Origin of the sequence: Halobacillus sp. Nhm2S1 (assembly GCF_019599545.1) — a bacterium.
Classification (GTDB): Bacteria; Bacillota; Bacilli; order Bacillales; family Halobacillaceae; genus Halobacillus.
Window position 1 is genome coordinate 364,001 of record NZ_JAIEZV010000004.1, and the last position, 13,949, is coordinate 377,949.

11 protein-coding genes are annotated in these 13,949 nt (G+C 38.3%); 1 reads left to right on the top strand and 10 read right to left on the bottom strand.

Features of this window, described 5'->3' with window-relative positions; translation table 11 throughout:
• Positions 1-2: 2 nt before the first annotated feature.
• The 10 genes from K2225_RS17260 to K2225_RS17305 form a co-directional block, all read right to left on the bottom strand.
• Positions 3-1,013, bottom strand: coding sequence for an SDR family NAD(P)-dependent oxidoreductase (locus K2225_RS17260; RefSeq protein ID WP_220585877.1), 1,011 nt, complete (start codon positions 1,011-1,013; stop codon positions 3-5).
• A gap of 196 nt (positions 1,014-1,209) precedes the next feature.
• Entirely contained in the window at positions 1,210-2,472 is a 1,263-nt protein-coding gene (locus K2225_RS17265) for a surface carbohydrate biosynthesis protein (protein ID WP_220585878.1), read from the bottom strand.
• 132 nt (positions 2,473-2,604) lie between these two features.
• A complete protein-coding gene (locus tag K2225_RS17270) occupies positions 2,605-3,984 on the bottom strand; it encodes an MBL fold metallo-hydrolase (protein WP_220585879.1) in 1,380 nt (459 codons plus the stop codon).
• Between the two features lie 111 nt (positions 3,985-4,095).
• On the bottom strand, positions 4,096-5,127 hold the full coding sequence (gene pseI, locus K2225_RS17275; RefSeq protein WP_255574656.1) for a pseudaminic acid synthase: 1,032 nt from the start codon (positions 5,125-5,127) through the stop codon (positions 4,096-4,098).
• A gap of 19 nt (positions 5,128-5,146) precedes the next feature.
• The gene (locus K2225_RS17280) at positions 5,147-6,208 is read right to left on the bottom strand and encodes a nucleoside-diphosphate sugar epimerase/dehydratase (protein WP_220585881.1); all 1,062 of its coding nucleotides are present in this window, start codon (positions 6,206-6,208) and stop codon (positions 5,147-5,149) included.
• 8 nt (positions 6,209-6,216) lie between these two features.
• Positions 6,217-7,425 carry an ATP-grasp domain-containing protein gene (locus K2225_RS17285; RefSeq protein ID WP_220585882.1) on the bottom strand — a complete coding sequence of 403 codons (1,209 nt, stop codon included), beginning with the start codon at positions 7,423-7,425 and terminating at the stop codon, positions 6,217-6,219.
• Positions 7,422-8,504 carry a UDP-2,4-diacetamido-2,4,6-trideoxy-beta-L-altropyranose hydrolase gene (gene pseG / locus K2225_RS17290; RefSeq protein WP_220585883.1) on the bottom strand — a complete coding sequence of 361 codons (1,083 nt, stop codon included), beginning with the start codon at positions 8,502-8,504 and terminating at the stop codon, positions 7,422-7,424. The genes K2225_RS17285 and pseG overlap by 4 nt, the downstream gene beginning before the upstream one ends.
• Entirely contained in the window at positions 8,491-9,228 is a 738-nt protein-coding gene (locus tag K2225_RS17295) for a cytidylyltransferase domain-containing protein (RefSeq protein WP_220585884.1), read from the bottom strand. The genes pseG and K2225_RS17295 overlap by 14 nt, the downstream gene beginning before the upstream one ends.
• 165 nt (positions 9,229-9,393) lie before the next feature.
• Positions 9,394-10,743: a surface carbohydrate biosynthesis protein gene (locus K2225_RS17300; RefSeq protein WP_220585885.1), complete on the bottom strand. Its 1,350-nt coding sequence runs from the start codon at positions 10,741-10,743 to the stop codon at positions 9,394-9,396.
• A gap of 581 nt (positions 10,744-11,324) precedes the next feature.
• Positions 11,325-12,302: a ring-cleaving dioxygenase gene (locus K2225_RS17305; protein ID WP_220585886.1), complete on the bottom strand. Its 978-nt coding sequence runs from the start codon at positions 12,300-12,302 to the stop codon at positions 11,325-11,327.
• A 248-nt stretch (positions 12,303-12,550) separates the two neighbouring features.
• Between K2225_RS17305 and K2225_RS17310 the strand changes: the two genes are divergently transcribed.
• Entirely contained in the window at positions 12,551-13,945 is a 1,395-nt protein-coding gene (locus K2225_RS17310; RefSeq protein ID WP_220585887.1) for an L-cystine transporter, read from the top strand.
• Positions 13,946-13,949: the final 4 nt, after the last annotated feature.

Sequence of the window (13,949 nt, forward strand, 5' to 3'; positions counted from 1 at the left end):
CCTTACACTAAACCTTCTCTCTTTAGTAAAAAATGCAGATCATCTAAAGAAAGCGTAGGGTGCCCTTCAGACCTATATGTTCCAGGAGTCGCTCTTTTAGCGTCTTTATATATTGGCCCTGCCCCACTTCCTTTAGCGTAGGGAATGATAAACATTTCAGGCACTTCCCAAGCGGTCAATGATTCTTCATAGGTCATTAATTCTTCATACATTTTCTCCCCTGGACGTAGCCCAATTTCTTTCACCACGACATCTTCCTTTTTCTTCCCACATTTATGGCAAGTCTCCTCGATCACGATAGTAGCTAAATCCTTTAAAGAAACAATGGGCATTTTTAACACAAAAATTTCTCCACCCCGAGCTTCTTCCAAAGCTTTAATCGTTAAGGATGTAGCTTGCTTCAAAGTCATCATAAACCTTGTCATAGTGGTATCGGTAATGGTTATTCTTCCTTGATCTACAACTTGCTCTTTGAAAAGCGGTATTACTGAACCTCTAGAACCCATAACATTTCCAAAACGTACGCTAGCGAAAACGGTTTGCCCTAACCCCTTACTGTACTCAGCTGCGGTTATTAATCGCTCTGCTGTAAGTTTAGTAGCCCCATAAGCATTGGTAGGGGAGATTGCTTTATCGGTACTGGTAAAGACAACTTTCTTCACTTTCTGTGCAAGGGAAGCCCGTATAACATTATTCGTACCGTGAACATTAGTAAGAACAGCTTCGTAAGGATTATATTCACAAGATGGAACGTGCTTCATTGCTGCTAAATGGAAAACGTAGTCAATATCCTGCATAGCAGTATAAACCCGGTCATAATTCCGGACATCTCCAATTAAATAGCGAACGTTTTTCCTTGTCCCCAGTTGATTCTGCAGTTCAAACTGCTTATGTTCGTCTCTACTGAAAACCCTTATTACATCAGGGTCTTCACGAAGCAATGTTTTTACAATACTGGAACCAATAGTTCCTGTACCTCCGACAACTAAAATTTTCTTCCCTTTAAAGAACACTCTTTTCCTTCTCCTTTTGATATGATTAGAATTAAAAAGTATAAAGTACATTGAATATCATTTATATGCTAAAACTAGAACATGGTGATAATAATAGGTAGCAACCTAAGATACCGGCTACCTCATCAAAAGGATTGCTTTCTGAGGGTAAGTTCAGAAATGCAAAGGAAATAATTGTAAAAAACTCAATTGTTGCTCAGAAACGGTTAACCTCATTAGTTAGTAAAAACAACCGGTCAGCAAGTTTAATTATTTGATAAGAATCAGTTAAGTGGCGTCCTTCGATATGATCTAACTTCGAAAAAAAATCTGAAATTTCCTGACTCCTAAATGAAGGAAACAAATGGCGAATTTTCTTTCTTTTATCTCTCTGATAAATGTGAGGAATGGGAATAATCTGGTTTTCACTTTTTTGTTTTCTTTGCAACGGGGACATATGTGCAAGTATCCTCGAATAAGCATAGTCTTCCTTTTCTTTAATAGCATAATAATTGTAAAATTCGGCAGGAAACTCTTTAGAACACGCTTTTTTATTCATTAAAATGTCTTGTAAAGTTTCCCTCAATTCATCTAATTCTGATATAGAAATACTCACCTCTTGAGGTAACGAAACGTCAAAAGAAGAAGATATAGGGGCGTATGATAACACCGGGCGATTTAGCAGGAAAGCTTCGATGCCAGTAGTACAACCATGATGAATTAAAACTTCCGCTCCCATTAACCAAGGAACCACAGATCCTCCCGCTTTAACGATTACGTTTGAATGACCTTTCATATCTTCTACATAGCTTTCCGCCCTCTCCGTTGGATGGGGGCGGATTATGAATCTCACATCAGGAAATTCAATGCTCAAGTGCTTAATCATTATTAGGAAATGATGGTATAATCGTTTTATATAGGAGGCCCTGCCTGAAAGGTCGTCTTCTTTTTTACCCTTCAAAGTGTTGTATAGGCTAAATCTTGTATTAATTAATACATATGGTCCAAAATCATTTTTAATCTCTTTGGATCTCTCTCGATAAATTCCCCTATAACGGGGAGTCAACAAATCAAAACGTGGATTTCCTGTTAACTCACATTTCCCCTTCATTTCCTTATAATTCAGTTCAACCATGGACTTCTGCTTCTCTCCCCAACAAAAAACTAAATCTAAATAAGGGAGGAGACTCTTATTCATTCTCTCTTTTAAATAAAGTGATGGATCTGAATGGAGGAATCCTTCTTCATCCAATAACAAGACTACGTGACCAAACTTTTTAGCTGATGAAACCACCTTCTTCATATATGCTCGAGGGTATCCTTTACAAAGGAACAGACCTTTGGGATAATGCTGAGCTGCTTCTTCTACTTTGCTATGCTCTCCAATAATGACGGTTTCTCCCTTGGCCAAGGCATAGTAAGCAAGTATTAACTTTCCGTCCATTTCCCTTGTTTTCACTTCAATCGGTAAGTAAAGCAATCGTGCCCCCCCCCTTACGTCAAAAGAAACAATAGGTGGATTTTTGACTCCTACGTACCAGCAATTCTAGTGTAAGCATGTTATTTAACTGGGAATGCCCCTATTCCATTTCAATTTCTACTTTTAAGACAATTAACAATGTAAGTAAGAAAGGAAATGATGAATTCCCCTCTCAAAGACATCCGGCTTTCGATAGTATTTCAAATGTGAGCCAATTTCCGCGTTGTTCCAGTGGGCTTTACGGTTAAGGATCATATTCAGAAGGGAATAATCAACAGTAATCCTTACATATGGTTCTATTTCCTTCCCGTGTCCAACTCTTTGTACAGGGTCACCATTGTACGGGATGCAATATATAAAGTCCTGACCCGCATCTATATAAATCCTCCAATGGCTTCTATATCCTCCTTCTTTATCCTGACGGCTTAACATTTTTTTTTGAGCTTCTACTAAATCATTCGTTAAATCTTTTTGTTTTGATTTTTCAATTACATGTTCATCTTGTTCATAAGTGAATTTTTTCTTTTTCAAAACTTCATTTATATATCTTTCTCGCTCCATTGATGAAGAAGGAGTGAAAGAGGCTGTTGGCCTTTTGGTTTCAACATCAAACCATTCTCCACGATTTAAAAGCACCATCTTTGAGTGGCCACTTTCTTTCGATTTTTCACCTTCCAAGGAAATGCTTTTTATTAACGGGGCAAATAAATCTTCCAATTCTTCAAGCACTGGAACTCCTCTATATTTATTTAGCTTTGCAAGTTTACCTCCTAATGTATACTGCCCTGCAAAAGGCATAAAGAACTCAGGCTTAAGGTGGTTTAGATAGTTTATTGCCTGGCGAAGAAACTGATTTTGCTTCGCTTCTCCCTTCTTAAGCTTTTCGGTTTCGCTTAAATTTTCAAAACATTGCGGGAACGGACCTGCACCGGCGTATCCCACCATAAGAAAATCAATGGAATTGTATTTTTGTTTAATATAATCACATACCTTGTAGGAAAGTGGATACGGACAATCATTTGTATTAACTACTGTTTTGCCAGACCCATCAAACACAGCTAAGGTATCAATTTGAATGGTTTTATTATATGGTTTTAGTACGGAACACCCGAAGAATTTACCACATAGTTCAGGATCGCAGTTATCTGCTGACAATATCTCAATTGTGAAATTCTCAGCCAATGGATAAACTTGGTAATGAGAGATTTCTATAATTCTTTCAAAACCTATCCCTTTTAGTATTTTCAAGATAAATTTCTCTGCGTAATCATGGATAAGAATAGGAATATCTCGCGGGAAACTTTTAAGTGATTCCAAATCCATATGATCCGGATGAATATGGGAGATATAAATGTAATCCACGTCAAAAAAGTCTTCTGGTTTATGTTTTAAAGGAGGATAATGATACCAACTTCCATAGTAAGTACCATCCTTGAGCCACGGGTCACATAAAACCTTTATATTAGCGTGTTCAATAAGTACACAGGCACTAGCAATGTACTGTACTCTCATATTTTCACTCCTCCTAAAGACTTTAAGACCTTGTTAAAGGAGAACAGACTTTTGTCGACTCCCTGGATTGGGTCATCAGTCCCCTATAAATTTGTAGAATAAATAAAAAGATTATATTAAATCCCAACTTAGTGGGGTGCCTTCCTTGACATCCGCTTTTATCGTTTTCCCCAAAAGGTGGTCAAAATACTTGGGTGGGAGTCCTAACCCAGGTCTGATAATCTTCATGTTTTCCCGCGTAAGAACCTCCCCTTTACACATGGGAGCAGAGATATAAATCGACCTCCTCCGTCTCCTTGGATCTAACTCCCCCTCAGCAGGTCCGTATATAATATTACCTAGGGACTGTGATGCTCGATTCACCTCTTTCACTAGGCTCTCCATTTCATCAGGTTCCAAAGAAAATGCAGCATCTACACCTCCATCTGATCGAGATAAAGTAAGATGCTTTTCAATAACGCTAGCACCTAGAGCTATACTAGCTACGGATACTCCTATACCGAGCGTATGATCTGAAATTCCGACATTACAACTAAACATCTCTTTCATATGGGGGATTGTTCGAATGTTAGATTCCGTAGGGTCTGCTGGATAATTACTAGTGCATTTCAATAACACCAATTCGTTGCATCCACTTCCTCTGGCAACACGGACCGCCTCATCTATTTCTGCAAGAGATGCCATCCCTGTAGAAATAATAAGGGGTTTCCCGGTAGATGCTACTTTTCTTATAAGTGGCAAATGATTAATTTCAAAAGAGGCAATCTTATAACATGGAACATTTAAACTTTCCAGAAAATCGACTGCTTTCTCATCAAACGGAGAACTGAATGCAAGCAACCCCAGTTCTTTACATTTATCAAAAATTGGGAGGTGCCATTCCCAAGGCGTATGCGCCTTCTTGTAAAGGTCATAAAGCCGAATTCCTTTCCACAAGTTCTTTTTATCGCGTATTTGAAATTCAGGGTTCTGGACGTTTAGTGTCATACTATCCGCTGTATAGGTTTGTAACTTTAATGCATCCACGCCACATTTAGCTGCTGCTTCAACTACTTTTAAAGCTCTATGCAAAGATTGATTGTGATTTGCAGACATCTCTGCTATAACGAATGGTTTGTTTGATGAAAAAAGCTGATTTTCCATGGTAAGCCCCATTCCTTCCTCACTTTAAATAGTCATTGAGAATACGTGAGACTTTTTTTGCTCCTCGAGTATTTAAATGATGCACATCGTAAAAGTCGTCTTGAGTAAACTTTTGGGATGAAAATAAGTTCACCTCTTCAATTTTATATTTCTGTTTAAAATCATTAACTATCTGATGGAATTCATCTACCATATCTTTTCTGAAATATTCCCTATAAGGCTTTGCTTGAGGATGAATGACAAAAATAGGAGTAATGTTTTTACTCAATAGTAATTTCACCAAGTTATGGAGATGTACTTTGTTCTCCTTAACTGTCTTTGGATAATCTTTGCTGGAATGTAACTTTGCCAAATCTTTCTGTTCTTTTTTCAACTTCTCTCGATCAAATGAAACATTCTGATCAAGTTGATCAAACTTATTAAGAAAGTCATCCACGAATAAGTCCCTCATACGTTCATGACCTATAATGAACTTTGTCTGATTGTGCTTTATCCCTCTCCACTTTAGGACAGCATATCTCTCTACTAAATGTTTTTCTTTTGAAAGACTTAAGTTAAAATGAAAACTAAAATAAGCCAAGCCTATTAGTGCGTATTTTATCCCCTCACTAGAGTTATCCAACACATGCCGTGTCATGCAATAATCATAGAAAAGGTCCTGGCTATTAAAAGATAAATTAATCGAATTCCATTTTAGTGTGTCCGTGTCAAACCCATAACGTGAATAGGACATCCCAGTGATTAATATTTTTATATTTTTAGAACGTTCCCACTCCAATAATTTAAAAAGGACATCATTGGTTCGAACGTAACGGTAAAGATTTATTATTTTTTGTGAATTTATTCCCATCCCTAACAACTGTTTTTCTATATCTTCATAATAAATACTACATATAATAACAAAATCGTATTTCATTACAACAAGTTTAGAAGGATGATAAATTGGTACGCCGTTCTTAAAAACCCCTTGTTTTTTGGAATCGTTATCTAGATAAGCTACTACACGATTGGTTTCTGTATTTATTAAATGATTGACTTTATCACTGCTGCTTCCAGTTCCGAATAGAACAATAGTATTCATATGATTCATCAATCCTCACAGAATTGAATTTTAGCCTTCACTTCTTCAACCAACTTATTGCAGAACATTTCTGCTTCTCTAGCGGTTTTACCTTTACATATGGCATGACCGTACACATCCACTCCCGATTCTAATTCCTTTACATCCATTCCCGTTCTTAAATCCAGATTAAATTCCAAAGGACTATATTTTTTCAGAATATCATCGTAATTTTCGATATTTTTCACTCTCCCCCCCTTTTCAAAAAAGATCATCTCAACTGCTACAGAGTAATGTGTAGTATCCTCTACACGCACATCTACACCGGAGCTAAGTTGAATTGTTTTTTCAATAATGTCGATACCAGAATGATAGTTCACCAACTCTGGTAATTTTGTAGCACCTATTCTAGCTCCTATTTCAATGATATAAGGCGTATTTTGTTCATCAACAATAATATCTATATTGCTAGGACCATTAACTATCCCTAGACTTGTTAGGGCTTTATCACACTCTTGCATAACATTAGAGAGTACTTTATCATTTTCTAATGAAGGGAAAGAATGACCAACAGGAACCAAGTTCTTCGAGACTTTGTCGTTGTGTACGAAACAGTAAACCATTCTTCCATCTTTACTGAAACACTGAGCTCCTATTTCTCTACCCTTCACAAACTCCTCCACAACCACCTTTCCATTTCTCGAAAATTTACATGCCAGTTCAATAGCGTACTTTAATTCGGACTCGTTTTTTATTTTTGTAACTCCACGACTCCCCGAACTATCCGAAGGTTTTACGATCATTGGATATTTTTTTTTGTCGTCCTCAATCTTTCTGCTAACCGAAGCCACGTCCTCGTTACAATCAGTGGCCACATAATAAGGAGAGTTTACTCCTTCCATTTCAAACCGCCTTCTCATTAATGCCTTATTTGTAACTTTCATACCTATGCCCAGACCCTGATTTGGTAAGCCTAAGAATTCATTTATATAGCAGGATGTCAAAACACCTATGTCACTGGAAATAGTAATCGATCCACAGACGTTGTATTTTTTCGCCACTCTTAATGCTTCTTCAAGATTGGTAGTATCCACACTTTCAAAATAATCTGCAATTTCACTTCCAGGACAATTAGAATTTTTATCAATTACAATGGTATTCAACCCAAGTTTTTTTGCGGCCATAATTGCCGGTACTTGCCCGGAACTTCCCCCAATGACCATAAAATTATGACTCATATTTCATCCCTCAAAAGGTTTGCCATTTCGTCCATTAACCTCTCATTGCCTTTTCCATCGACGACTAACTTTCCATTATTGCTCATAGATTTTCTCCTTTTCATATCAAAGACCTCCTTCAACTTTTCAAGAAAGAAAACCTTTCCAATATTCTTCACATCCCCAGCATATATACACGCCCCATAGGTGCTACCAAAGATTTCTGCTGATTTTTGATTAGCTGCGATCTGAACGACTAAACACGGGACCCCCATATAGGCAAGCTCGAAGAGTGTCGTCCCCCCCGCTGAAATAGCTACATCACTTCTATACATTATTTCCGCCATATTCCTTGCGTTTCTCACAATTTCTAAATTGTAGTTTACACGCTTTTTCTGCTCTTTCAGTTCACTCATATACCTATAACCAGAGCCAATTACTACTTTCACCTTTATTTGCTTTTGAATAGAACCATCCAAGTACTGCAGTATTTTAGAGGATACATTATCTGGATCTGATCCCCCGAAAGTGACCAAAATTTCATTTACATTTGTATTAAGAACATGCTCTTTATTTTTATAGCTTAGAAATTCTTTACGAAGAATATTATACTTAGGCCCTAGTAATAACTTTGTGTTATCTGATTTATTAGAGTAAGAGAGTGTATGCGCAATTAAACTTTTGTTTAGTATTAAGTCAGACCAGTAAAAATCTGCATATCCATAATCATCTACAACCACTATTTTTAATCCTTGATTCTTTAGTATCTCTTGATAAATGCTCATAAAATGATACCCATCTAAAATAAGACATCTACAACCGTTTGCCTTAGCTAAAGCACCCGTTTGGAAAGCGTCGTCTGTATCCCCTATGGAATTTGGATTTATAAATGAAACTCTGAACCCTTCCTTATTCAATCTATCTTCTAACTCCAAGGGAAGATACTTACAAACAAAAGTAACCTTCCCTCCCCTCTCCATCCAAGATTGGGCTATAGCGAAACAGCGCATAACATGCCCTTCACCTATACTATGAGAAGCATCTGCACGTATAAATAAAGATTGATCTTGGAAAACATCCGTTGCCTTAAATACCATCATGTTTTTTCTGCTCCACATGGGCGTTAATTTCCATCCAATCTGGATGATTCTGAATTAGATCTAAAGCATCCTCTAACGTGAAATTTGGACGAGTTGGATACAAAGCCTCTAACATTTTTTTAATGAGAACAAAATCTTCAGGTGTATCAACCGTCCAGCGATGTTGACTCTCGTCTCTTTCATACACTACATTTTTTGTTTTGTATATTTTAGAATGAGTATATATATAACGTGTTACGTGCTCACGATCTTGTTTCTCTATTGCTTTATGGTGTACTTCTTCTAATACCTTAAATGGAAAAACCGAGATATCCATCCCTCTCGGATAAGTTCTTTGTAGTGTGTTGGAAACATAATGGTAGAACGGATGTTTTAAATATTCAGAGATAACCTCATCAACTACTGTCGGATCAATCAATGGACAATCAGAGGTGATCCTCACTACAAGATCGACTTTAAACCGGACGGCCGTTTCATAATATCTCAACAAAACATCTTCTTCGTCTCCACGATGAAATGGTATATTTAGATGTTTACACAGGTCGACAATGGGATCGTCCGTCTCTTCGTAGGTAGTCGCTACTATCTGTCCAGTCAGTTGCTTGCACCTTTTTAATCGTTCTAATTGATATTCAAGCAGGGGTTTCTCAAGTACCTTCTTCAATACCTTTCCTGGAAGTCTAGAAGAACCCATCCTCGATTGGATGATTGCAAATATTCTCATTACGTCCCCCCTTTATCCCCTTACATCCCATTCCTACATTTATTTTTTTCTCAAGCTTTATCTGATCGAATACAGGAGATTTTTTCCAACCAAAGCTATTGTATGCTTCAATATCACAACTGATGTGCATAAAAAATCCCCCATAATAATGGAGGATTAACTCAACTAGTATCTGGTAATTTCAAATAATTTATCATGTAATTTCCTTACATTAATTCTCACTTTTTTCCCTTCAATTAAATTCAGTTTTTTAAAGAAATTTTCGATTTCTTTTTCCGTCAAGTCTGGAAACTTTTGTTTTACGATTTTATTTTTTCTATAGAGCCTATTTTTGCTAGTGGACTCTTTGTTTAATACTCTCATATGTTTCGAACTAATTTTTATATGCTTAGGACTTAACCGATTGGTTTTTAGTGCGTTCAACTTCCTGATGATATTCTGATAGGACAACTTGTTTGGATTATGCGAATAGTATTTCTGAAGTAAGTCGGCCTTTTGTTTTTCTTTAAATTTATTCTCACTAAAGTTATATGACTTCATATCTGAGCGTATGAACATACAGATGTCTTCAACTTCTTCCATCTTTATACTCATTTCGTTAGGCAAATCAAATGTGTTCTCATCACTAGTAATAAATGAAATGACTGGCTTCTCTAATAAAAATGCTTCAACCCCTGTGGTACAACCATTATGAATGACCAGTTGCGACGCATTAATCCAATTTACTACATTCCCTTCATGAACAACATAAACATTTTCGCAGTCTACCAAATCACGCGCGAATACTTCGAATTTATCGCTAGGGTGGGGTCTTATAACCAAGTTCATCTGAGGGAATTCGATGCTCAATGCCCGGACCATATGAATGAATTTTTTGTATTTGCTCTTCATATTTTCATACCGATAAGACCCATACTTGTTTTTCAATCTCTTCACCAAGCTATTATTATGCTCTCCATCTTCATTTACTGTTTTGGTGTACAGAGGGAATTTTGTATTCACAAGAATAAAGTCGCCATATTTTTCTCGTATCTGCTTAGTGCTTGAATTAAATAGGGATCTGTATTTCTTATCCAACAAATCAAATCGTGTGTTCCCTGTTATCATACATTTTTTCTTAGCCGAAGGATATGCAGCGACTATTGTATCCCTTTGATACGGTCCCCAACAGTATTCATAATCCAAATGATTAAGAGATTCCTGACTTAAGTGTTTATCAAGATAGATCTCTTTCTCCGTCAGAGGGAATCCTTCTTCCTCTAAGTTAACGACGATGTGACCACTCTTTTTAGCTAAACCGAACCTTCTCACCTTATCTTTCCACAAGTACCCTTTATCGAGAAAAATACCATTTGGGAGATATTCTAGTGATTGCTCTATCATTCCTGACAAACCTAAGACAACCTTGTAGTTAGCCTGAACTGCATAATATGTCAATAGCAGTTTGGCATCCAATTCCCTTACCTTCGTTTCTATAGGCAGATAAAGCCATTTCCTTTTATCCATACTTGCCATTTTTTCATCTCCACACAGTTTCATTTTCATACCTAATTTAAACGTTAGTATTACTGTATGAAGGCTTTCAAAAATTTGACTAGACAAGGGGAGAATTTAGGCAACTGTCCTTTTCATCATGAAGCAAGATACATTTCTATTATTTATCTAAATTACAAAAAAAGGATTTAACCGAGATGGACCATTTCCATTGACTTATAAAAATGCGACAATAGATAACTCAAAAGTTGTAAATATTCAGTAGAAATGAAGAAGTAAGTAGTTAAAATTTGAATGTATGATCACTCAAGTCAAGAGTTAATGGACATGTTTAGAATTAAGAAGAGATACCAAAAAAACAAGTGTTTTGAGCATAGCTAAAACTACGTATTATCTTTGGCGTATAAAGGAGTGGGAGCCACCGGTGTTATAAAAAGAGATCCTGTAGATTTGTGTAAGGTTAGAGGGCCCCAAGGTTTCTTAGGTGAAAAATCAATTAAGCGCTGCCATTCTCCAATTAAATTTAGATTTATGGCAGCGCAGTCGTATTATTGAGTCTTATTTAACTGTATATCTCCGGAGATGTATTTTTTTCTAATCCATTATTCTTTTTCTATATTCTTCGTGCTTCTCACTGTATCAATTGGACGCACATAATTCTCAATCTCTTCACGCTTTGGCTCAAGCTTAGGCGGAAGTGACAACTTTTCACCAAGGGTTTCATATGGTTCATCCCCCATGAATCCTGGTCCGTCCGTTGCCCACTCAAACAAAATCTGCGGGGAAACTTTTGCGTATAAGGAACCGAAATAGTGGCGATTGACAAAGCCTGAGTTCCTTAAGCCAAATTTTGATAAACGCTGGATCCATTCATCCAATGCATCCTTGTCTTCCACACGGAAAGCAGCATGGTGGACGGTTCCAAATCCTTGGCGTGCCGGAGGGAGAATGGAGTTATACTCCACAATCACAGAAGCCCCATTTCCACCTTCCCCCACTTCGAATAAGGTGAACGCTCCTTCTTCACTCACTTCCCTGAAATTCATGACTTTTTCAAGCATTTCCTTGAAGTATGCCTTATTGTCTACCCTCACGTACAAGGGGCCAAGACCAGTAATGGCGTACTCCAATGGAACGGGTCCTTTTCGCCATGGTGTCCCCGGTGCTACTCCATCATCGTTTTCATCCGATACCAACTCATAAGCTTGATCATCAAAATCGACGAAAGGCAGCACTTTTTTGCCGAACCGTTCCTGAATTCCTTTGTGCTTCACTTCCAGGCGGTCGAATCGTTTCACCCAGTAGTCCAAAGCCTCAGCACTTGGTACACGGAAGGACGTTTTAGCGATTTCATTCGTTCCGTGGGACCCTTTTGGAATGCCTGGGAAATCGAAGAACGTCATATCCGTACCAGGATTCCCCTCATCATCTGCGAAGAATAAGTGGTACGTTTCGATATCATCCTGGTTGACTGTTTTTTTTACAAGTCGCATGCCGAGGACATATGTGAAAAATTCATAATTCTTCTCTGCACTGCTTGTTATGGCGGTTACATGGTGAATGCCTTTCAATTCATTCATTCGATCGCCTCCCAAATTTATCTAAAGCTTCTTCATATTTATCTCAGTTTCAAGATAAATATAATACATCTCCTTTCCCTTGTCAATTTATTGAGTTCATACATTAAACCTCCTGCTCATACCTTCTGTATATGGAGGCTCCATTTATTAATTTTTCTTATTGACAGATGTTAAATACTGGTGTAAATTTAAAGCCGACCATTTCAATCGGTTTAATGAACTAACGTTTAAAAGGAGGTAGTAAGAACATGGAAACATTTCTCGTTATCGTCAATATCGCTCTTATTTTAGCGCTTATTTTTGTCCTCATCCGTATGCAGCAAAAACACGTCTCTTTCAGCAAACGCGTCTTTACGGGGCTTGGCCTCGGGGTGCTCTTAGGTGTGTACTTACAGTTCGTTTTTGGAACTGATTCCAGCATCACCGCACAGACAACGGATTGGTACAACATAGCCGGACGTGGATATGTACGCTTGCTTATGATGATTGTCATCCCGCTGATCATGGTGTCGATCATACAATCCATTATCAATCTCGAAAAATCCTCAGAGCTAGGAAAAATATCTCTGTGGATCATCGGTGTCCTCGTAGGAACAACGGCAATTGCAGCACTTGTGGGAATCGGTAGCTCCTTTTTGTTTGATCTTGATGCAAGTGAAATAGAAGCCGGTCAAGCTGAAGAAAGTCGGGGATTATATTTAGAAGAACGACTGACAGAGGTTCAGGATATGTCCACCCCTCAAAAGATTCTCGAATTTATACCGGCGAACCCTTTTCTTGACATGACAGGAGATCGGGCAACGTCTACCATCGCGGTGGTCATTTTCTCTGCCTTCATCGGCATCGCTGTTCTCGGCGTGCGTCGCAAAAAACCGGAACAAGCAGAAATGTTTGTCAAAATCGTCAATTCCTTTTACGCGGTCGTGATGCGGATCGTCACCCTTGTGCTCCGCCTCACTCCCATCGGCATTCTAGGACTGATGGCTGTCACTGTGGCGAAAACAGATATAGCCGGAATCCTTGAATTAGGAAAATTCGTACTCGCTTCTTATGTCGCCTTAGGTGTGATGTTCATCATCCACCTCATATTGATCGGAATTTTCGGGTTAAATCCTTTCACCTATTTACGAAAAGTACTGCCTGTTCTCAGCTTTGCCTTCACATCAAGGTCCAGTGCAGGTACGATCCCACTGAATATTTCTGCACAGAAAAACAGCCTCGGAGTTGATGAAGGGGTTGCAAACATGTCGGCTTCCTTCGGTGCGACCATCGGGCAAAATGGCTGTGCCGGCATTTATCCAGCCATGCTCGCTGTCATGATTGCCCCTTCTGTCGGAATCGATCCATTGAGTCCTGGATTCCTGATCCAGCTCGTGTTGATTGTGGCCATCAGCTCATTTGGAGTCGCTGGTGTCGGTGGCGGAGCAACATTTGCGGCATTAATCGTGCTCTCTTCCATGAACCTCCCAGTCGCCCTTGCCGGGTTACTCATTTCGGTTGAGCCTTTAATTGACATGGGACGTACAGCATTGAATGTTAATGGTGCGATGACATCGGGAACATTGACCTCACGTGTCATGAAGACCTTGAATCTCGAGCGCTTCAACGATAAAAAAGCAGTTGAAAAAGATATTGCGGTTTAACCCA